Origin of the sequence: Streptomyces spectabilis (assembly GCF_008704795.1) — a bacterium.
Lineage (GTDB): Bacteria > Actinomycetota > Actinomycetes > Streptomycetales > Streptomycetaceae > Streptomyces > Streptomyces spectabilis.
Window position 1 is genome coordinate 9,304,986 of the sequence record NZ_CP023690.1, and the last position, 20,520, is coordinate 9,325,505.

Below are 20,520 nucleotides of genomic sequence, written 5' to 3' on the forward strand. Positions count from 1 at the left end.
TGGAATGCTCTCACGCGTGCATCGGCAGCTCGACGACCGCTGTCGTCGGTCCACCCTCGGGGCTGTGGACCACCAGTCGGCCGTCGACCGGGCGCACCCGCTGGACGAGACCGGTCAGGCCGCTGCCCGCGCCGACGGCCGCACCGCCCCGGCCGTCGTCCACGACCTGGAGCCGCAGCATCCCGTCGTGGCACTCGTCCACCGTGAGGATCACCTGCGTCGCGCCGCTGTGCTTGATCACATTGGTGAGCAGCTCGGCCGCGCAGAAGTACGCGATGGTCTCGATCGCCGGGGTGGGGCGCCGGGGCACATCAGCGGTCAGCTCGACCGGGATGCTGCTGCGGGCGGCGAGCGTGGCGAGGGCGTCCGGCAGACCGTCGTCGAGCACCGGCGGGTGCAGGCCCCGGGCGAGGTCGCGCAGTTCGGTGAGTGCCTCGGTCGCGTTCCGATGGGCACCGTCGACGAGTTGTCGCACACGGGTCAGGTCGATGGGGTCGTCGGAGGGATCGGCCCGGTCGTCACTGTCCGCCGTGCCGAGCCGCTCCTTGATCATGTCCAGGCTCATGGCGACCGCGACGAGCCGGACCTGCGCTCCATCGTGCAGATCGCGCTCCACGCGGCGCAGCAGCGCCACCGAGTCGTCGACCGCCAGGGCGCGGGTCTCCTCCAGGTCACGCACCCTGTCGGCGAGCTGACTCGGGCCGAGCAGGGCACGCAGCAGCCAGCGGTCGGCCGATACCACAAGCCGTGTCGGCCACGGTGCGAGCAGCAGCAGCGCCACACCCAGCGCAAGGGCCCCGAACGTCCCGGCGAAGGTGTCCACTTCGAGGTCACCGGCCGGAATCGGCGTGAGGACGGGCATGCCGTCCGTGTCACCGGGGCTCGGCTGCTGCCCGAAGACCGCCCACCGCAGCGGCGCCGTGACATTGACCAGACCGGTCAGCCACCACAGCACCGCATACATCCCGAGTGCGCTCACCGGCAGCTTCACCAGGACGTAGGACACGGCTCGCCAGCCCACGCCGTCCCGCAGCCCCGCGTCGAGCCGTCCGAAGAGCCCCGTGCCCGCGGAGGGCGGCTCCAGGGCCGGCAACCGCTCGCCGAGGAGCCCCGCTGCCATGCGCCGGTGCACCGAGCCGAGGGCCCGCGCCAGTCGCACCCCAGCGACCAGGATCAGGACACCGACGACCGCGCCGAGCAGCGACACCGCCAGGCCCGCGCCCAGGGCGAGCAATACGGCCAGGACGACGCCGCCCACAAGCCCGAGCGGAAGGGCGAGCAGGCAGTAGGCCGTCTCTCTCCAGGCGCGCCGTGTCAGGGGCGCTCGCAGCATCACGCGGAGGAAGGAGCGCCCGGAGGCAGTGGGGGAGTGCGAGCGCGAGGGAGCCTCGCTGGTGTCGTGCATAGTGATCATTTTCCTGTCAGGCGTCGCGTCGGGCCAGCAGCCGTGCGCCCACGCCGAGGACAACGGCGGTGTACAGGCACAGGACGGCGAATCCGGTCCATGGAGCGAGCATGTCGGAGACCGGCTTGGTGACCGCGAGGGAGTTACCAGCGATCATGGTAGGGAAGTACTTGGCGACGGTGGGACCCGATATGCCGCCGATGAGCGCGGGCAGGACGAAAGTGACGCCGACGAGCGAGGCGATGGCGCTCGCCGTGTGCCGGATGATCGCGCCGATCCCCAGGCCCATCAGGCCGATCATCCCCAGATAGGCGCCGGACATCAGCACGGCCCGCAGCACTCCCGCGTCCCCGAGGTCCGGCCTCGGCACCCCTGCGGCCAGGGCGGCACGCCCCGCGAAGAACGTCAGGAAGGCGACGACCTCGCCCACGAGGAGCACCACCCCGCCGTACACGCACGCTTTGGCGGTCAGCAGGAGGCGGCGGTCGGGTAGGACGGCGAGTGTCGAGCGTATGGACCCGGAGGAGTACTCCCCGGTGACGATGAGGACGCCGAGGACCCCGATGAGCAACTGGCCGAGGGCGACACCCGCGAGGACGTTGTTCGTCGGATCGAAGGTGGCTGCCTTGTCCGGCGACGGCGCCTTGGTGTTGGCCATGGTGACGACGCCGATCGCGACCATGCTCACCACGGTGAGCAACAGCGCGTAGAACGTCGAGCGCAGGGTGCGCAGCTTGACCCACTCCATGCGGGCGGCCTGACGGAAGCCGTACCTGGCGGGGGCACTGGCGGTGGTGGCGAGGGTGGTCATTGCGGATTCCTCTCGGCGCCGACGGGCTTGGTGACGCCGCGGGCCCGCTGGGGAGTACTGGGGAACGGAGGGGTGGTGACGCCGCGGTACTCGGCGGATCCGCTGGTCAGCTCGAAGAACGCCTCTTCGAGTGAGCGGCCGTCCGCCGTGAGCTCTCGCACCGAGGTGTCGGCGAGGAGCCGCCCCTGTCCGATCACCACCAAGTGGTCGGCGGTGAGCGCCATCTCGCTGATGAGATGGCTCGACAGCAGCACGGTGCGGCCCTCGGCGGCCAGGGAGCGCATCAACTCGCGGATCCAGCGCACGCCTTCCGGGTCGAGGCTGTTCACCGGCTCGTCGAAGAGGAGTACCTCCGGATCGCCCAGGAGCGCGGCCGCTATCCCGAGTCGCTGGGCCATCCCCAGCGAGAACGTCCCCGCCCGCCGCCCGGCGACGTCACTCAGGCCGACGACACCCAACACCTCGTCCACCCGCGCCCTCGCGATGCCACCGCCTGCGGCGAGCGCCGCCAAGTGCGCCCGCGCGCTGCGGCCCGGATGGAATGTGCGCGCTTCCAGGAGTGCGCCCACTTCACGCAGGGGCCAGCTCAGCTCCCCGTACAGGCGTCCGGATATCCGGGCCCAGCCGGTGTCGGGCTTGTCCAGGCCCATGACCATGCGCATCGTGGTCGACTTGCCCGAGCCGTTCGGCCCGAGGAAGCCCGTCACGGCCCCCGGACGCACCTCGAAACTCAGGGCGTCCACGGCGGTGGTGGGTCCGTACCGTTTGGTGAGCTCTTGGACCTCGATCATCACAACTCCTGCGGTAAGCCCGGCCCGCGCCCGGCGTGGTCAACACACCTCACGCTAGGCCGCCCACCAGCACCGCAGGAACGGTGATTTCCTCCGACTGACCTGGGGGTTTTCCCCCAGGCGGCGATCGGCCGCAAGCGACGAAAGTCGACGACGAAAGTCGACGACGAGAGCCGACGACGAGAGCCAGCAGCGACCGATCACGATCCCCGGACGGCGACGGCGACGGCGACGGCGCCGCCCGCACCCCGAGGATCCAGCCAACGAGCCCCCCTGCGCGCCGCTCCCGCTCGTGTGGGTGATGGACGACCGTGCCGCGTGGACCTCACGATCCGGAAGTGTCGGGACAAACACCCGCCGACAGCCCTAGCCGTCAAACATCAGCCGTCAAACATCAGCTGGGCAAGCACCAGAGCGTGCTCGCGACACCGAGGAGCGGAACCATGACGTACCCCAAGACCACCCTGCGCATCGCCCTGACCTGCGTGCTCGCCCTGGGCCTCACCGGCCTGGCCCAGACGGGCGGCGCGACCGGGTCCAGAGCGGCAGCCGAGGCCCGAGAACCCGCGTGCCCGCCGCCCGGCGGTGGCAGCTGCTACTTCGAGTACTACGAGAGCAGCGGCGCGCGCACCATCGAGTTCGACCCCGAGGTCGGCCGCTGCTACAACACGTCCTCGGGCGGCGCCGTCCGAGGGACCAACAAGACCAACCGCACGGTCCACCTGTGGCCCACCAGCAACTGCTCCGGCAGCGCGACCGCACTGGTCTCCCCGGGCTTCTCGTGGAACGACCCGTCCCACCACTACTACTCGTTCCGGCCGATCCGCTGACAGCTGGCGGCTGACAGCCGGCGGCTGGTAGCCGACAGCGGAATCGGACGGGCGCGGGACCGCGATGGACACCGCGGTCCCGCGCTCGGCCCGTCCTAGGCGAACTGGCCCACCTGGTAGTCACCTCCGGGGTTCGCGGTGATGACGTTCAGGCGGTTGAAGGCGTTCATGACGGCTATCTCCGCCACCAGCGCGGCGAGTTGGTCCTCGTCGAAGTGCTTGGCGGCGTTGGCCCAGGTCTCCTCGGTGACCCCGCCGGCCGCGTCGGCGATGCGGGTGCCCTGCTCCGTGAGCTCCAGGGCGGCCCGCTCGGCCTCGGTGTACACCGAGGCCTCCCGCCACGTCGCGAGCAGGTGGAGCCGGGTGAGGGTCTCTCCCGCGTGCGTGGCCTCCTTGGTGTGGATGTCGACGCAGAAGCCGCAGCCGTTGATCTGGCTGGCCCGCAGCGCCACCAACTCCCGGGTCGCGTCGGGCAGGGTGGACTCCGCGAGCGCCTTGCCCGCCGATGCGAGGTGCTTGAGGGCCTTGCCCGAGGCCGGGTGGGCGAGGAAGTTGAGACGGGGTTCCATGATGATCTCCTTGGTACGCGCGACCACCAGGCCGCGCCGAGTGGACGGAGCGCCGCTCGTGGGACCGCGTGCGCGCCGCAGTCACGAGCCGTGCTCGCTGCGCACCTCCGACGAGGCAGCCTCGCGGAATGTGAGGCCCCGCGCCGATCTCACATTTCGGCGGGCTGCTTCGTCGTACTGGTGACGGCGGACACGGCCAAAGGAGCAGCGACACCATGAGGACCCCGTACGAATCCGAGGACGACGGCCTGGACCCGGGCTTGAGCGCGATCATGAGCGAGCGGCGTCAGCTGATCAACGTCGCGTACCGGCTGCTCGGCTCCCTCGCCGACGCCGAGGACGTCGTACAGGAGACGTACGCCCGTTGGTACGCCATGTCCCGCGAGCGGCGGGAGGCCATCGCCTCGCCCGGGGGCTGGCTGACGAAGGTCGCGAGCCGCATCTGCCTCGATCTGCTCGGCTCGGCGCGGGCCCGGCGCGAGAGCTATGTGGGCGCATGGCTTCCGGAGCCGGTGCCGGACCACAGGGAGTGGGCGGACGCGCGGTCGGGCGGCAGGGCGGCCGATCCGGCCGACCGGGTCACCCTCGACGAGTCGGTCAGCATGGCGTTCCTCGTGGTGCTGGAGTCGATGACTCCGGCCGAGCGCGTGGCGTTCGTCCTGCACGACGTCTTCCGCTACTCCTTCGCCGAGGTGGCCGAGATCGTCGGCAGGACACCGGCGGCGTGCCGTCAGCTGGCTTCGTCGGCGCGCCGCCGCATGCGCGCGTCGGACGCGCCCGCGGCGACCCCGGCGGCACAGCGCGCCGCCGTCGTCAGGCGGTTCAAGGAGGCGTGGGAGGCCAAGGACATCGCCGCCCTCGTGGACCTCCTCGACCCCGATGCCGTGGGTCTCGCCGACGGCGGGGGAATGGTCAGCACCGTGCCGCTCACCGTGGGGAACGAGGCGGTCGCACGCCAGCTCGTCACTGTGATCACCATGGTGCCCGACCTGATGCTCGTGGAGCGGACGGTCAACGGTCAGCCCGGCCTGGTGGTCGAGCACGAGGGCGCCATCGCGTCCGTGGTCGCGTTCGACTTCGCGGGGGACCGGATCAGCCGCTTCTGGTCGGTACGCAACCCCGAGAAGCTCCGGCCGTGGACGACGGCCTGACTATGGCCGCACCGCACCACCGCCCACCGGGGCCGACCGGATCAGTGCGCGATCGAGTCGATCAGCTCACGTGCCCCCTGCCGCAGCAGGGTCACGGCCACCGAGGTGCCGAGCGTCGCCGGGTCGAGGGGGCCCGCCCACTCGTGGGCGTTGAGGACCCGCTTGCCGTCGGGCGTGAAGACCCGGGCGCGCAGTGACAGGTCGCCGCCCGCGTCGCAGCGGGCGTACCCGGCGATCGGCGAGTTGCAGTGCCCCTGGAGCACGTGCAGGAACATCCGCTCGGCCGTGGCCTCGCGCCAGGCGTCGCGGTCCCCGAGCCCGCTCACCAGGTCGATGGTGTCGGCGTCGTCCTCGCGGCACTGGAGCGCCAGGATCCCGGCGCCGATCGGCGGACACATCGTCTCCACGGACAGCACCTCGGAGACCAGGTGCATCGAGTCGATCCGCTCCAGGCCGGACACGGCGAGCATCAGGGCGTCGGCCTCGCCCGCCGCGAGCTTCTGCAGTCGGCGGCCCGCGTTGCCGCGCATCGGCACGCACGTCAGATGCGGGTGGGACGCGGCGAGCTGGGCGATGCGGCGCACCGACGACGTGCCGATGCGGCTGCCCGCGGGGAGCTGGTCGAGCGTCAGGCCGTCCGGGTGGATCAGCGCGTCGCGGATGTCGTCGCGCTTGAGGAAGGCGGCGAACGTCGTGCCCTGCGGCAGCGGCCGGTCCGCGGGCACGTCCTTCACACAGTGCACGGCGAGGTCGGCCTCACCGGCCAGCAGCGCCGCGTCGACCTCCTTGGTGAACGCGCCCTTCCCGCCGAGCTGCGCAAGGTCGCCCATCCAGCGGTCCCCGGAGGTCGTCACGGGCAGGACCTCGGTACGGACTCCGGGGTGCAGGGCGGCGAGTTCGGTGCGTACGCGCTCGACCTGGGCCAGGGCCATGGGGGAGGAGCGGGAGACGATGCGGATCAGCTCGGGAGCGGACATGACGTACACCTTAGGCCCTCGCGGGCGAGGCCCCGGCACCGGCGCGTCATCTAACTGGGCTACGGAACCTGGCGGTTGACGGAGGCGAACCGTCCGCCCTTCGCCACGCGCCCGACGCGCTCGGCGTACGGACCCCCTCGCTCCGGGATCGGCCCCGTACGCCGGACAACCCTCCAGGTGGCGGCCGGTTCCGGGAGCTGTCGGAGTCGTGGGAGCCCTGCCCGCGCCACTCCCGCGGCGGTCGGCGGGCCACGTCTCGTCGTCGTGTGCGAAGTCCGCGCGGTCCGTCCGCGCGCTGTCGTGGAACACCGGGACCTCCCCTTCGAGCTCTCCGTCCCGCACGATCTGTGTCCGGATCCCGTGGCCCGGCCCTACCGGCCGGTCAGCCCGAGCCGACCCGCGGGCTCACACCGCCCGTCGGCCGCCCTCGTCCCCCTCCCCGCCGCACACTCCTGGCTCCAACGGCGGTGCCGACACCGCTACATTGGCCTTGCAGTGCGGTGCGTTGCCCGACTCGGTGTGCCAGTCGTCGGGGCGGGGCCGGATGAAGACCACCGCCGCGAGCGCCGCGAGGACGAAGAGGCCCGCGCAGCCCCACGCCGCCTTGCCGAAGGCCGTGTCCAGCGCGTCGGGGTCCGCGTACGCCGTGCCGGTCAGACCCACGGCCAGCGGCAGGGCGGCGACCACGAGGAGTTGGGCGATGCGGGCGGCCGTGTTGTTGACGCCGCTGGCGAGCCCGGCACGGGAGGCGTCCACGGAGGCCAGGACCGTCGCTGTCAGGGGCGCCACGAACACGCTCATGCCCACGCCCAGGACGACGACCGCGGGCAGCACGTCGGCGGCGTACGAGGAGCCGGGCCCGATCCGCAGCATCAGCAGGACGCCGGCGGCCGCGATCAGCGGGCCCAGGGTGAGGGGCAGGCGCGGTCCGACGCGCCGGGCCAGGTCGCCCGCCGACGCCGAGAGGAGCAGCATCAGGACCGTGATCGGCAGCGTCGCCGTGCCCGCCTGCAACGCGTCGTAGCCGAGCGTCGTCTGCAGTTGGACGGGCAGCAGGAACAGGATGCCGCCGATGGCGGCGTACAGGCACAGCGTCATGACGTTCGCCGCGGAGAACAGGCCGGAGCGGAACAGGCCGAGGGGCAGCATCGGGTCGCGCCGCCGTCGCTCGACGGCCAGGAAGGCGGCGCCCGCGAGCAGACCGCCGAGCCCCGGCAGGAGACCGGCCGCGGCCGACGAGTCACCGGACGCGCCGATCAGCGCGAAGCTGACGCCCGCGAGGAACAGCGCCGCGAGCACGGCGCCCAGGACGTCGAACCGCTGGGTGGCGGTGCGTTCGTCGCGGCTCTCCGGCACGTGCCGGGCCGCGAGGAGCACGACCGCGGCCAGCGGGATGTTGATGAGGAAGATCCAGCGCCAGCCCGGTCCGTCGATCAGCCAGCCGCCCAGGAACGGCCCCACCGCCCCGGCGACGCCGCCGAGCCCCGACCAGGCGCCCACCGCCTTGGCCTGGTCCTCGGACCGGAACGAGGACCGCACAAGGGCCAGGGAACCGGGCGTGAGCAGGGCGCCGCCGACCCCTTGCAGAGCCCGCGCCGCGATCAGTGTGCCCGCGTCCTGGGCGAGCCCGCACAGCGCGGAGGCGAGCGCGAACCACACCACGCCGATGACGAGTGTGCGCCGCCGCCCGATGCGGTCGCCGAGCGCGCCGCCCAGGAGCAGCAGCGCGGACAGCGTGAGCATGTAGGCGTTGACCACCCACTGGAGGGAGGAGATCGAGGCGTCCAGGTCGCGGCCGAGGGTCGGCAGGGCGACGTTGACGACCGTGCCGTCCAGCATCGCCATGCCGGACGCGAGGACCGCGCACGCGAGGACCCAGCGGCCGCGCGGCGACGCCAGGGCCACACCGGCGTTGTCGGCGGAGGACGGCACGGGGGAGGAGGACGTGGTCATCGCTCACCCTCCTCCCCGCTCGGCGGCGTTCATCGGCGCGCGTTCACATGTGGACCGCGCCTTCGCTCAGGTGCCCGCCCACGGGACGGCCCCTGCGGTACAGGACGAACGTAACGAGCAGTCCGATCGCGAAGAAGAGGGCCGACCACCAGTACGCCGTCTCGTAGCTCTGCATCTGGGCCTCGGCCTGGACGGCGGGCGTCGGCCGCTTCCCCGCCAGGTAGTTCGACGCGGCACTGGTGGCGAGGGTGTTCAGGAGCGCCGTGCCGATCGAACCGCCCACCTGCTGGGTGGTGTTGACCATCGCGGAGGCGACGCCCGCGTCGTGCGCGGCGACGCCCGCGGTGGCCATGCTCATCGCCGGGGCGAAGACGAGGCCGAGTCCGAGTCCCATGACCAGCAGCGGCGGCAGCACGTGGGCGGCGTAGCCGCTGCTCGTGCCGAGCGTCGTCAGCCAGACCATGCTGGCCGCCGAGAGGCCCATGCCGAGCGGCACGATGGGCTTGGCGCCGAACCGCGGCACGAAGACGTTGGTGGTGAGCACGGACACCACGACCATGACCGCGACCATGGGCAGGAACGCCAGACCGGTCTTGACCGGTGTGTAGTCGAGGATCTGCTGCATGTAGTACGTCAGGAACAGGAACACGCCGAACATGCCCGCGCCGGAGATGAACATGGCGAGGAACGACGCGCCGCGGTCCCGGTCGAGCACCACCCGCAGCGGCAGCAGGGGATGCGCGGCCCGCGTCTGCCACCAGGCGAACGCGGCGACGAGCACCACGCCGATGGCGAGGAAGCCCCATGTCATCCAGTCGCTCCAGGCGTGGGTCTCGGCGTTGGAGAAGCCGTAGACGATGCAGAACAGGCCCGCGGAGACCAGGAGGGTGCCCGGCACGTCCAGCTTCGGCCGGTCCGGCGGGGCTCCCGGGTGCAGCAGCCGGGCGCCGCCGATGATGGCGGCCGCGGCGAAGGCGAGGTTGACGTACAGGCACCAGCGCCAGTCCAGGTACTCCGTCAGGACGCCGCCGAGCAGCAGGCCCACGGCCGCGCCCGATCCCGCGACGGCGCCGTAGATGCCGAAGGCCTTGGCGCGCTCGCGCGGATCCGTGAACGTGGTGGTGAGCAGCGAGAGCGCGGCGGGTGCGAGGAGCGCCCCGAACACGCCTTGCAGGGCGCGGGCGACGACCAGCATGGTGAAGCTGGTCGCGGCGCCGCCGAGCGCGGAGGCGAGCGCGAATCCGGCGAGCCCCGCGATGAAGACGGCCTTGCGGCCCACCAGGTCCGCGATGCGCCCGCCGAGCAGCAGCAGGCTGCCGAAGGCGAGCGCGTAGGCGGTGACGATCCACTGCCGGTTGCCGTCGGTGAAGCCCAGGTCGCGCTGGGCGGACGGCAGCGCGATGTTCACGATCGTCGCGTCCAGGACCACCATGAGCTGCGCGACGGCGATGACCGCGAGGATCAGCCACCGGTGCTCGTGCTTCCCGCCCGTGTGGAGCGCGGTGTGCGCGGGCGGCGGGGTGGCCGACTGCGGCCTCGGGTCCGCCGTATGGGCGATCGGTTCCGCCCCGTGGGGGATCGGGTCCGGGGTGTCCCGCGGCGCGGGCTCTGGGCCGGGCGTGTGGTCCATGGTGGCCTCCAGACCCCCCGCCTCGAAAGACACCCCCGTCACACGCTAAGCGCCCCGCCCAGACGCCGCGACCTGGGCGGGGACGGTGCCGCGACCTGGGCGGGACGGCGCCGGGAACGCTCGCGCCGCGCCGCTCACCGCCCGGCGAACGCCTTGGCGACGGCCAGCGAGTCCTCGTACACGTGATGCCGGGTGACCAGGCCGTCCTCGACGGTCAGGTGCAGCGCGAACCGGGCCCGGTAGGCGCGCCCGGTGGGCTTGGCGGTCTGCCGGATCTCCCCGAGGACGACCGCGTCCGGGCCGTCGACGAGGATCCGCTCGATCTGCGTGGCGGCCTCGCCCGGCACGTGGTAGGCGCCGAGCTGGCCGTAGTGCTCCGCGATGTCGGCGCGCGTGGACCGGCGCCGGATCCAGGGCGTGGCGGCGCGCCTGTGCTCGGCGTCGGGCCAGTCGAGCAGCCAGTCGACGCGCGGCGCGTACAGGGCGGCGATCCGCTCCGGAGCACCCTCGCCGATCCGGCGCAGCAGCTCCTGGACGGCCGCGCGCGTGGCCGTGGACGTGTTCTCGCTCATGTGGCTCCTCCCCGGGTCACGCCGCGCGCCCCGATGGCGCGCGGCGTGATCGACAGTGTCGGGGAGGGCTCAGTCCACGTCGATGACCTCGGAGGTAAGCGGCTCGGCTGCCGGAGCGCGCTCCTCGGGACGGTCCGCGGGAGGACGCTCCTGCGTGCGGCCCTGGTCGTCCCGGTGCCGGGACAGGCCGCTCACGAAGGCGGCGACGGGCTCCACGAAGCGTGCGGTGAGCGGCCCCGCCACCACCAGGATCAGGACGTACGCCGTGGCCAGCGGCCCCAGCGACGGCTCGATGCCCGCGGAGACCGCGAGGCCCGCGATCACGATGGAGAACTCGCCGCGCGCCACGAGCGCGCCGCCCGCCCGCCAGCGCCCCTTGACGGAGATGCCGGCCCGTCGCGCGGCCCAGTACCCGGTGGCGATCTTCGTGCAGGCGGTGACGACGGCGAGCGCGAGGGCGGGAAGCAGCACTGGCGGGATGCTCGCCGGATCGGTGTGCAGGCCGAAGAAGACGAAGAACACGGCGGCGAACAGATCGCGCAGCGGCGCGAGCAGGGTGTGCGCGCCCTCGGCGGCCTCGCCGGACAGCGCGATCCCGACGAGGAACGCGCCCACCGCGGCGGACACTTGCAGCTGCTGGGCGATGCCCGCGACCAGGATGGTCAGGCCGAGGACGACCAGGAGCAGCTTCTCCGGGTCGTCGCTGGAGACGAACCGTGAGATGAGACGCCCGTAGCGCACCGCGACGAAGAGCACGAGGCCCGCCGCGCCGAGCGCGATCGCGAGGGTGAGACCGCCCGCGGCCCAGCCAACCCCGGCGAGCAGGGCCGTGATGATGGGCAAGTAGACGGCCATGGCCAGGTCTTCGAGGACCAGGATGCTCAGGATCACCGGGGTCTCCCGGTTGCCGAGCCGCCCCAGGTCGCCGAGGACCTTGGCGATGACGCCGGAGGACGAGATCCAGGTGACTCCGGCGAGTACGACCGCCGCGACCGGACCCCACCCCATCAGGAGGGCGGCGGCCGCGCCCGGCACCGCGTTGAGCGCGCAGTCGACGATCCCCGCCGGGTACTGCGTCTTGAGGTTGCTGACCAGATCGCTGGCCGTGTACTCCAGGCCGAGCATGAGGAGCAGCAGGATGACGCCGATCTCCGCGCCTATGGCGACGAACTCCTCGCTGGCGCCGAGCGGCAGCACACCGCCGGTGCCGAACGCGAGACCGGCGAGGAGGTACAGCGGGATGGGGGAGAACTGGAACCGCCCGGCGACCCGCCCGAGCAGGCCGAGCGCGAGGATGATCGCGCCGAACTCGATCAGTAGGACAGCAGAGTGCACGCGCTCACTCCCGGCCGAGTATCGTCGCGGCGCTCTCCACACCCTCGCGGGTGCCGATCACGATGAGCGTGTCCCCGCCCGCGAGCCGGAAGTCCGGCGCGGGCGACGGAATGGCCTCCGCCCTGCGCAGCACCGCCACGACCGACGTGCCGGTCTCGGTGCGCAGCCGCGTCTCGCCGAGCAGCCGCCCGTTCCAGTGCGAGGCACCGGCGATCTCGACGCGCTCGGCGACCAGGCCGAGGTCGGTGGTGTGCAGCACCGTGGAGCACTGCGGCGCGGGCAGCAGCGCGTCACCGAGCGCCGCCGCCTCGCCGGAGCTGAGCCGGAGCGAGAGGGCGCAGGCGTCCGGGTCGTCGGAGCGGTAGGCGCTGAGCGTGCGCCCGCCGTCCCGGTGCGCCACGACGGAAAGCCGTCGCTGTTCACGCGTGGTGAGGTCGTAGCGCGTGCCGATGCCGGGCAACGGGGTGCGGCTCAAACGTGAGGCGGACACAGCTCTCCCTTGGTGCTGGTGGGTCATTTCGTGCTGGTGGGTGGCTTCGTGTTCATGCCACCCTATCGGTCCGGATTTTGCCGTTCCTTGGCCGGTGCTTGGTGGTACGCGGAGGGAGGTCGGGGGCACCGGCAGGGTCCCGGGGGAGCCCGCCCCTTCCCCCTCCGCCGCGCGCGGCCGTCTACGCGTCGGCCGACACGACGCTGTCGTACGGCTCCGCCGCGACGACGAGCACGCCCCGCTCCCCGCCGACGGGCAGCGACGCCCGGCGGATCAGGGGCTCCCACTCCGCGGGCCACGCGGTGGCCGCGTCCCACCTGATGCCCTCCAGCTGCACGCCGTCGAGGCGGGCGGCCCGCAGATCGGCCCCGACGAAGTCCGTGCAGGCCCGCTCCACGTCGCTGATCGCGCGGCACAGGGACACGGCCTGGTCATGGGCGTCGGCCAGGTCGTCCACGAGGTCCTGCGCCACGACGTCGGCGCCCAGCGGGTAGCGGGGAGCAGCGGTCCCCCCGCCCGCCTCACCCGCGCTGTCCGCCCCGTCCGTCCCGCCCACGAGGCACGGCACGAGCTCCTCGCCGAACAGCAGCCGCACGTCCCGCACGGCCCGCACGAGCTGTTCCGCGCCCGGCGCGAGGAGGTCCTCCACGGCGGCCAGGTAGTCGCTGCCGATCACGGGCGACGCGCGGCGCCGGGGCGCGGGCGGGAGGCGTACCTGGGCCAGGCGCGCGTCGAGGTGGCGGACGGCGTCGCGCGCCCCCGCGGGCGCCGTGCCCGCCTCCAGGAGCTCCGCGAGGCGCCGCGCCGCGCGCAGCGCGGCCCGCAGCGAGTCCAGCAGGCCCACGGGGCCGAAGGAATGGGCGATGCGCAGCGCCTCCAGGCGGTACTTGAGGCGGACCGCCGCGGGCCGCCGCATCAGCGCGCCGTCCACGGGCGCCCCGGGCTCCTGCGCCGCCCTCGGCTCCCCGGCCGCGGCCCGGGTCTCCCGGTCGAGCCGCGTGGTGACGGCGAGTTCGGTCTGCCGGTACGTGGTGGCGAGCATCCGGTCCAGGGCGAGGTCGGGGTCGCGGAGTTCGGGCGGACCGCCCTGCCCCATGATCCGGTCGTGCACGGCGATGCCGACGCGCCGGTGCGCGGCGGCCAGCAGACCGTCAAGGGCGCGGTCGGCCGCGCGTGCGCCGTGAGGGCCGGGGCCCGGCGGGGACTCCCGGTCGTGACCCGTCGTGCCCCCGTCGCGGTTCATCGCCACCCCTCGTGCACGTCGCCGACTCCGCCGCCCGCCAGGCCGAGACCGGCCCGCAGCGCGGCCCTGGCCCGTGCCAGGTTCTGCCGGACCGCGGCCTGTGTCGTCCCCATCGCGCGAGCGCTCTCCTGGGTGGTGAACCCGTCCAGGTGCCAGGCCATCGCGGCCCGCTGCTTGGCGGGGAGCCCGAGCAGGAGGGCGGTGACGTGCCGGGCCTCCTCGCCCAGCTCCGCCGCGTGCGCGGGCGTCTGCCACCGCACGAGCACGCGGGGCTCCGGCGGCTCCGCGCAGCTGTCCTCCAGTCGGACCTGCTGCGCCACCCACGAACGCCAGGCCACCGTGCGCAGCCAGGCCTTGGGGTAACGGATGGACACGCCCGGCGCGCACATCTGCGTGAACGCGTCCTGCGCGGCGTCCTGCGCCTCGCTCCAGGAAGCTCCGTGGAACAGCAGGAACCGCACCAGAGCCGGGTACTCCGACTCGTGCAGCTCCTCGGCCAGCTCCCGGCCCGGCAGGGCGACCGTATCGGCCTCCAGCGGCCGCGGCGGACTCAGCTCAGCGCTCACGGCCTCCTCCACGACAGCCACCCCCGATCCACGGATCCGGACGCGCGGCCGCTCGTTCCGCTCCGTGCCACGCGGCGACGACCTGGACGTGATGGCCGTCGCGGGACTCCCGAAGCGACGCCACCGGGGCGGTGCAGCGCACCCGTTCGGTCAGGGCCTCGTGGGTGATGCGCGCCAGCTCCACCTCCCTGCCGATCCACAGGCGGACTGTCTTCACCACGCCGCTGACGACACTGACGAGCACCGTCGCCACTGCCCCGGCCACCACAGGATCCACGCGCGTGCCCCTTCTCGTCTCCCGCGCCGCCACCGCGGCGCCGCTCGCTCAACAGTGGCTCTGTAGCGCGGAGTTGTGACATGGCGCTGGTCATCTCGAAGGGGCGTGCGCGTGAGGCGGCGGGGTGCGGGGGCAAACGAAACGCGGCGCCCCGGTCTCCCGGGGCGCCGCGTCGTCGCGCTGGACGTCAGAGGGCGCCCGCGCCGTTCGCGACCTCGCTCACCTTGGCCGCGCCCGTGGCGGCGTCGGCCTTCTTCAGCTTCCCCGCGGTCTCGTCCACGGTGCCGACGACCTTCTTCACGTCGACGGCGTCGAGCGGGGTCTTGTTCCCGGTGACGGCGGTGTCCAGCAACTGCTGTCCGCCGCCCAGCGGTTCGGCGGCGACGGCGGGAGTCGCGGCCCCCAGGGCCATCGCGACGCCGACGACACCGAAGGCGGCCTTGGCGATCTTCACGATCGTTCTTCCTTCCCGGCAGCGGCGGCCTGCGGAACGCGACGGCCATGCCGTCGGAGCGTCGGGGTCGGACACTCATCTCGCCCTGCCGCAACACGTAACAGCGCCTCGGCCGGAAAGGTGACCGTTCGTCACCCGTTTGGCTGTGCCGTGCCGCCGAGCGGCTTGTAGGCGCTGATGACGTACAGGGCCTCGTCGTCGATCGCGGCCTTGTCCCAGTCCAGCGTGATCCGCACCGGGTGCCCGTCGGCCGCGTACCGGGTCTCGGCCTTGTGCGCCTTCTCGCGCTCGGCCCGCTCGGCCTCCTTCAACAGCGCGCCGATGGTCGGCACTTGGTCGGGCAGCTCCTTGACGACCCGGCGCCCGCTGTCGTCGAGGCCGACCGCCTCGCTCACCTTCCCGTCGCGCACCGTCACGCGGAACGTCCCGATCAAGGACCGCTCGCCCTCACCCGACCTGAGCGTGTACGCGTACGAGGAAGGCTCCTTCCATCCGGCCCCGCCCGCCGAGGAAGCGGGCGCGGGCTGCGCCTTCAGCACGTACGCGGAGGGTTCGTCCCCACAGGCGGAGGCCGCGCCCACCACCCCCGCGACCAGAGCGGCGGAAGCCAGGAGGCGGACGGGAACACGAGAGCGCGCGGTGGTCATGTCGGCCCTTTCGACGACGGATACCGCTATGACGCCGCCGGGGTCAGGAACGTTCGAAGGGGGGAAGGGAAGCCGCCGTGGACGCGCGCGTACGGCGGTGACCGGGATACCGCCCGGTCACCGCCATGCACGCCGTGTCCGCTGCCGCCGACGTCAATCGTTCCCGTGGCCGGGGCCCCAGCACCTGTAGGCGACCCCGGACGCGTGAGCGAGGTGGCGGCGCGCGGGCGCATCAGCGCGGCTGTGCTGCCGTCCGCAACCACTCGAAACTGACAGCCGTAGACCTTTCTACCGGCTGGGCAACAGGTCACCCCTGCCCGCGAGGACCCTTTCTCTGACCGGTTGTGACTGAGCGGCCCCCTTGGTTCCCGGTGCTCAGCCGGGCGGCACGCGCCCGCACGGGGCGGACAGATGCCCGTTCCGTACGCCGAGTCCGCCCGTCTCGTGCCCGCGGGGGCCCGTCGTGATCGCGGAAGGCCCCTCGATCGAGCGGCGTCGGCGCGTGCGTCGTGACATCGTGGCTCCATGGTCATCGAGGTCCGCCCGGCGTCGGCCTACGACGACGTCCGCACCCTGCTCGGTCCGAAGTCACCGGGAGCGAACGTCTGCTGGTGCCTCAGCTACCGGATCCCGGCCAAACTCAACAACGAACTCCGCGGCCCCGCCCGGGGCGAGTACGTCGCCGGGCTGTGCCGCGCCGACCCGCCTCCCGGAGTCATCGCCTACGACGGTGACGAGCCGGTCGGCTGGGCAGCCGTGGCGCCGCGCGCGGACACCTCGTTCGCACGCAGCCGGAAGATCCCGCACCTGGACGACCTGCCGGTGTGGTCGGTGTGGTGCGTCCGCGTCCGCCCCGGCCACCGCAAGCAGGGCATCTCGCACGCCCTGATCGCCGGTGCGGTGGAGTTCGCCCGCGACCAGGGCGCCCCGGTGATCGAGGCGTACCCGCTCGACAACGGCGACGCCCGGGTGGACCTCACCATGGCCTACGCAGGGATCCGCAAGAACTTCGAACGCGCCGGGTTCACCCACGCCGCCGACACCACCTCGGTGCTGTCCGGGCACCCCCGCGTCCTGATGCGGCTCGACCTGCGCTGACCACGCACTCCGGCGCGGTTCCGTAGGGGATTCGGTCATTTGCCTGGCGTGATGCTGTTGTTTCTGGAGAGTTGGCTGAGCATCGTCCGGCGGTGGTTAGTATCACGACGTGGTTACGGCTTGGTCACCCCGGCACATCGTGCGGGCCCGTGCTGTAGCGGAGTCCAGCGTCGCGCCGGGGCCGCTGCTGCGGTTCCTCGCGCTCGCCGTGCTGCTGTTCGCCGTCGCCCTCACACACGGGGCGAGTCCCGGCACCACCGGGGCGCACCTGGCCACCAGCGCCGTGTCCGTGCAGAGCGCGGCCGAGGACCTGCCCGTCACCACGGCCGAGCCGACCGCCCTGGGCGCGGCGGGCGACGGGCACGCAGAGCACGGCCCCGTCCACTCCAACGAACAGTGCGCTTCCGGACAGCCCACGCAGGGACCGGCCTTCGCGCCCTCCTGCCTCGCGGCCTCCGTCGGGCAGCCGGACACGCCCGGACACCCGGCCGCGGGACGGAGCCCCGGCACGGCTGAGTACGCGGTCACGCCCGCCGTGGCCCTCAAGACATCCGTGGTCCAACAGGTTTAGCCCGCGACACCCGGCCACGCCCTCCCGTCCCCGAACGGTGGGGAGCGGCTGTGGCCGGAGGTCGTCCGCTCCCCCCACCCCCCACTCACATCCGTCGCGCCTTCCCCACGGCTGCCGCCGTCGAGGAGGCGCGACCGGAGGACCCGTGTCCGTACCCACCCGCATGCCCGTCCGCCCGCGGCGGCGGCGCACACCGTGGCGGCGGAGGATCGCCGCGCTGGTGCGCGGCAGCCTCCTCGCCGTCATGGGGCTGTGCGCCCTCGTGCACGGACCGCTCGACGAGAACCACGGGCCCGAGCGCCCGCCCGTCGCGGTCGCCGTTCCCACCACAGAGGATGCCGCACCCCACAGCCCCCACCGACACCACGGGTCGGAGGAGTGCGCCCCCGACGGCCCCCTGCGCACCCCCGTCGCCCCGGCCGCGGATCAGCCGCCCACCGGCGCGGGAGTCCTCACGGCCGCCGCGGCCTTCGCGGTGCTCAGAGGGCCGAAGCCGCGCAGGACACAGCGGCGTCGAAGAACACGTACGGGCAGGACGGCTCTCGTCCGCACGGCCCGGTGGCGCATCTAGACCGCTCGCCCGCAGCCACACCCCGGCTGCCGCGCTCGCGACCCCGCAGACACGGACCGCCCGTCCGCCGCGAGGCCGCGACGCGAGATGAACACGCACCGCGCATTCGTCGAGCGAGAGCGAAAGAGATGCAGTCACCGATGAACATCGCCAGGACGACCGACCGTTCCGCCCTGTCGGCCCTCGTGGGGGACACGCCGCTGCTGCGCGTGTCCGAGCCCCTCGCGCCCGCAGGACACGGCTTCTGGGCCAAGCTGGAAGGCTTCAATCCGGGTGGCATCAAGGACCGGCCCGGCCTGCACATGGTGGAGCGGGCCCGCTCCCGGGGCGAACTGCGCCCCGGCGGCCGGATCATCGAGTCCACCAGCGGCACCCTCGGCCTGGGCCTCGCCCTGGCCGGCATGGTCCACGGCCACCCCGTCACCCTTGTCACCGACCCCGGCCTCGAACCGTCCATGACGCGCCTGCTCACCGCCTACGGGGCGAGCGTCGACATCGTCGCGGAGCCGCACCCCACCGGCGGCTGGCAGCAGGCCCGCCGCGACCGCGTCACCGAACTGCTGGGTGCCCACCCCGGCTCGTGGTGCCCCGACCAGTACAACAACCCCGACAACACCAGCGCCTACACCCCGCTGGGCCTCGAACTGGCCGCCCAGCTCGGCCACATCGACGTCCTCGTGTGCAGCGTCGGCACCGGCGGTCACTCCGCGGGCGTCGGCCGCGTCCTGCGCCAGCTCTACCCGGACATCGACATCGTCGGCGTCGACACCATCGGCTCGACCATCTTCGGCCAGCCCGCCCGGACCCGCCTCATGCGCGGCCTCGGCTCCAGCATCTACCCCCGCAACGTCGCCTACGACACCTTCCGCGAGGTCCACTGGGTGGCCCCGCAGGAGGCGGTGTGGACCTGCCGGCGCCTCGCCGCGTCCCACTACGCCACCGGCGGCTGGAGCGTCGGCGCCGTCGCGCTCGTCGCGGGCTGGCTCGCCCGCACCCTGCCCGCCGACACCCGCATCGCCGCGATCTTTCCGGACGGACCGCAGCGCTACCTCGGCACCGTGTACGACGACGAGTACTGCGCGCGGCACGGGCTGCTCGAAGGACCGCCGCCCGCCGAACCGGAGGTCATCGGCCGCGCCGACGAGAAGGAGGTGCACCGCTGGACCCGGTGCGCCGATGTCGTCGACCCGCTGACCCTGACCGCCGCCGGGGAGGCGGGCCGGTGAAAGCCACCCTCGCGCAGCTGCGGTCCTACGAGCGCAGCGTCCAGCTGCTGATGGTGAATCAGTTCACCATCAACCTCGGCTTCTACATGCTCATGCCCTATCTGGCCGCCCACCTCTCCGGCACGCTCGGCCTGGCGGGCTGGCTCGTCGGACTCGTCCTCGGCGTGCGCAACTTCAGCCAGCAGGGCATGTTCCTGGTCGGCGGCACGCTCGCCGACCGGTTCGGCTACAAACCCCTCATCGTCGCCGGCTGCGTGCTGCGGACCGTGGGCTTCGCGACGCTCGGCCTGGTCGACTCGCTGCCCGCGCTGCTCGCCGCGTCGGCCGCCACCGGCCTCGCGGGCGCGCTGTTCAACCCGGCGGTGCGCGCGTACCTCGCGGTGGACGCGGGGGAGCGCAGGGTCGAGGCGTTCGCCCTCTTCAACGTCTTCTACCAGGCCGGGATCCTGCTGGGCCCGCTGGTCGGCATGGTCCTCACCGGGGTCGACTTCCGCATCACCTGCTTGGTGGCGGCCGCGATCTTCGCCCTGCTCTCGGTGGTGCAGATCCGCGCGCTGCCCGTCCGCGGCGGACAGCGCGCCCAGGGCGCGGGCGAGGGCGTGCTGACCCAGTGGCGGGGCATCCTCACCAACCGGCCGTTCCTGCTGTTCTCCACCGCCATGATCGGCTCGTACGTCCTGTCCTTCCAGGTCTATCTGGCCCTGCCCCTGGACGTGCGCAGGGTCGGCGGGGACGGGCAGTTCGGCACCGTGGCGGTGGCGGCGCTCTTCGCCGTCAGCGGACTGAGCACCATCGTCGGCCAGACCAAGGTCACCGCCTGGTGCAAGGCCCGCTACGAACCAGGCGAAGCCCTGGTCAGGGGCCTCGCCGTGATGGGGGTCGCCTTCGTGCCGCTGCTCCTGGCCACCGCCGTGCCCGTGCCCGGGTCCGGCATCGGCCTGTGGGCGCTCGCCGCCGTGCCGCCGGCGCTCGCCGCGCTGCTCCTGGCCCTCGGCACGATGATCGCCTACCCCTTCGAGATGGACACCATCGTCAGGCTCTCCGGCGATCGTCTCGTCGCCACCCACTACGGCCTCTACAACACCGTGTGCGGAGTCGGCATCACGGTCGGGAACCTCCTCACCGGCGCCGCCCTCGACGCCGCACGTGAGGCGGGGCTTCCCGCGCTGCCCTGGGCCGCGCTGTTCGCGCTCGGCCTCGCCTGCGCGAGCGCGCTGTACGGCCTGCACCGCACTGGCCGATTGGCGCCGCCCGCGCCGCGGCCCGCGGCCGCCTGACCCACTGACCCGTGGCAGAAGGGGGCAGGCGTCGTCTGACGCCTGCCCCCGGCAGGCCGCGTCATCCCACAGGAGT

The 20,520-nt window shown here is 72.9% G+C and carries 22 protein-coding genes and 1 pseudogene; 7 read left to right on the top strand and 16 right to left on the bottom strand.

Annotation, left to right across the window (positions count from 1 at the left end):
• Positions 1-10 precede the first annotated feature (10 nt).
• The 3 genes and pseudogenes from CP982_RS39385 to CP982_RS39395 all read right to left on the bottom strand — a co-directional run.
• The gene (locus tag CP982_RS39385) at positions 11-1,405 is read right to left on the bottom strand and encodes a sensor histidine kinase (protein ID WP_229879072.1); all 1,395 of its coding nucleotides are present in this window, start codon (positions 1,403-1,405) and stop codon (positions 11-13) included.
• A 16-nt stretch (positions 1,406-1,421) separates the two neighbouring features.
• Positions 1,422-2,216 carry an ABC transporter permease gene (locus CP982_RS39390; protein WP_150514880.1) on the bottom strand — a complete coding sequence of 265 codons (795 nt, stop codon included), beginning with the start codon at positions 2,214-2,216 and terminating at the stop codon, positions 1,422-1,424.
• 143 nt (positions 2,217-2,359) lie between these two features.
• Positions 2,360-3,007 (bottom strand): annotated as a pseudogene (locus CP982_RS39395) (ATP-binding cassette domain-containing protein); the annotation flags it as partial.
• A 443-nt stretch (positions 3,008-3,450) separates the two neighbouring features.
• Here CP982_RS39395 and CP982_RS39400 point away from each other — a divergent pair.
• Positions 3,451-3,837, top strand: coding sequence for a hypothetical protein (locus tag CP982_RS39400; RefSeq protein WP_150514881.1), 387 nt, complete (start codon positions 3,451-3,453; stop codon positions 3,835-3,837).
• 95 nt (positions 3,838-3,932) lie between these two features.
• Here CP982_RS39400 and CP982_RS39405 read toward each other — a convergent pair whose 3' ends face one another.
• Complete coding sequence (locus CP982_RS39405; protein WP_150514882.1) at positions 3,933-4,406, bottom strand: carboxymuconolactone decarboxylase family protein; 474 nt, start codon at positions 4,404-4,406, stop codon at positions 3,933-3,935.
• Positions 4,407-4,621: 215 nt separating this feature from the next.
• Here CP982_RS39405 and sigJ point away from each other — a divergent pair, with 215 nt between their 5' ends.
• Positions 4,622-5,557, top strand: a complete 936-nt coding sequence (sigJ, locus tag CP982_RS39410; RefSeq protein ID WP_150514883.1) for an RNA polymerase sigma factor SigJ — start codon at positions 4,622-4,624, stop codon at positions 5,555-5,557.
• Between the two features lie 41 nt (positions 5,558-5,598).
• On the opposite strand, the gene hemC is transcribed toward sigJ, so the two are convergent.
• The 12 genes from hemC to CP982_RS42025 form a co-directional block, all read right to left on the bottom strand.
• On the bottom strand, positions 5,599-6,534 hold the full coding sequence (gene hemC, locus CP982_RS39415; protein ID WP_150514884.1) for a hydroxymethylbilane synthase: 936 nt from the start codon (positions 6,532-6,534) through the stop codon (positions 5,599-5,601).
• 405 nt (positions 6,535-6,939) lie between these two features.
• Positions 6,940-8,487 (bottom strand): MFS transporter, encoded by a 1,548-nt coding sequence (locus CP982_RS39420; RefSeq protein WP_150514885.1) that lies wholly within the window; start codon positions 8,485-8,487, stop codon positions 6,940-6,942.
• 43 nt (positions 8,488-8,530) lie between these two features.
• On the bottom strand, positions 8,531-10,117 hold the full coding sequence (locus CP982_RS39425) for an MFS transporter (RefSeq protein ID WP_229879073.1): 1,587 nt from the start codon (positions 10,115-10,117) through the stop codon (positions 8,531-8,533).
• Between the two features lie 134 nt (positions 10,118-10,251).
• Entirely contained in the window at positions 10,252-10,689 is a 438-nt protein-coding gene (locus CP982_RS39430; RefSeq protein WP_150514886.1) for a nuclear transport factor 2 family protein, read from the bottom strand.
• Between the two features lie 69 nt (positions 10,690-10,758).
• Positions 10,759-12,024, bottom strand: coding sequence for a cation:proton antiporter (locus tag CP982_RS39435; RefSeq protein ID WP_229879074.1), 1,266 nt, complete (start codon positions 12,022-12,024; stop codon positions 10,759-10,761).
• Positions 12,025-12,028: 4 nt separating this feature from the next.
• On the bottom strand, positions 12,029-12,514 hold the full coding sequence (locus tag CP982_RS39440) for a cation:proton antiporter regulatory subunit (protein ID WP_078868768.1): 486 nt from the start codon (positions 12,512-12,514) through the stop codon (positions 12,029-12,031).
• A gap of 181 nt (positions 12,515-12,695) precedes the next feature.
• A complete protein-coding gene (locus CP982_RS39445) occupies positions 12,696-13,757 on the bottom strand; it encodes a hypothetical protein (protein ID WP_229879075.1) in 1,062 nt (353 codons plus the stop codon).
• Positions 13,754-14,323, bottom strand: coding sequence for an RNA polymerase sigma factor (locus CP982_RS39450; RefSeq protein WP_225987489.1), 570 nt, complete (start codon positions 14,321-14,323; stop codon positions 13,754-13,756). Before CP982_RS39450 ends, CP982_RS39445 begins: the two co-directional genes overlap by 4 nt.
• Positions 14,313-14,600 carry a hypothetical protein gene (locus CP982_RS39455; protein WP_150514887.1) on the bottom strand — a complete coding sequence of 96 codons (288 nt, stop codon included), beginning with the start codon at positions 14,598-14,600 and terminating at the stop codon, positions 14,313-14,315. Before CP982_RS39455 ends, CP982_RS39450 begins: the two co-directional genes overlap by 11 nt.
• Positions 14,601-14,787: 187 nt before the next feature.
• The gene (locus tag CP982_RS39460; RefSeq protein ID WP_150514888.1) at positions 14,788-15,054 is read right to left on the bottom strand and encodes a hypothetical protein; all 267 of its coding nucleotides are present in this window, start codon (positions 15,052-15,054) and stop codon (positions 14,788-14,790) included.
• 131 nt (positions 15,055-15,185) lie between these two features.
• The gene (locus CP982_RS39465) at positions 15,186-15,701 is read right to left on the bottom strand and encodes a DUF6174 domain-containing protein (protein WP_150514889.1); all 516 of its coding nucleotides are present in this window, start codon (positions 15,699-15,701) and stop codon (positions 15,186-15,188) included.
• A 375-nt stretch (positions 15,702-16,076) separates the two neighbouring features.
• Positions 16,077-16,217: a hypothetical protein gene (locus tag CP982_RS42025; protein WP_170316597.1), complete on the bottom strand. Its 141-nt coding sequence runs from the start codon at positions 16,215-16,217 to the stop codon at positions 16,077-16,079.
• 9 nt (positions 16,218-16,226) lie between these two features.
• Between CP982_RS42025 and CP982_RS39470 the strand changes: the two genes are divergently transcribed.
• The 5 genes from CP982_RS39470 to CP982_RS39490 all read left to right on the top strand — a co-directional run bounded on the left by CP982_RS39470 (position 16,227) and on the right by CP982_RS39490 (position 20,444).
• Entirely contained in the window at positions 16,227-16,799 is a 573-nt protein-coding gene (locus CP982_RS39470) for a GNAT family N-acetyltransferase (RefSeq protein WP_150514890.1), read from the top strand.
• A gap of 109 nt (positions 16,800-16,908) precedes the next feature.
• Positions 16,909-17,370, top strand: coding sequence for a hypothetical protein (locus CP982_RS39475; RefSeq protein WP_150514891.1), 462 nt, complete (start codon positions 16,909-16,911; stop codon positions 17,368-17,370).
• Positions 17,371-17,515: 145 nt separating this feature from the next.
• Entirely contained in the window at positions 17,516-17,941 is a 426-nt protein-coding gene (locus tag CP982_RS39480) for a hypothetical protein (RefSeq protein ID WP_150514892.1), read from the top strand.
• 140 nt (positions 17,942-18,081) lie between these two features.
• On the top strand, positions 18,082-19,167 hold the full coding sequence (locus CP982_RS39485) for a PLP-dependent cysteine synthase family protein (RefSeq protein WP_229879076.1): 1,086 nt from the start codon (positions 18,082-18,084) through the stop codon (positions 19,165-19,167).
• Positions 19,164-20,444, top strand: coding sequence for an MFS transporter (locus CP982_RS39490; RefSeq protein ID WP_150514894.1), 1,281 nt, complete (start codon positions 19,164-19,166; stop codon positions 20,442-20,444). The genes CP982_RS39485 and CP982_RS39490 overlap by 4 nt, the downstream gene beginning before the upstream one ends.
• Positions 20,445-20,520: the final 76 nt, after the last annotated feature.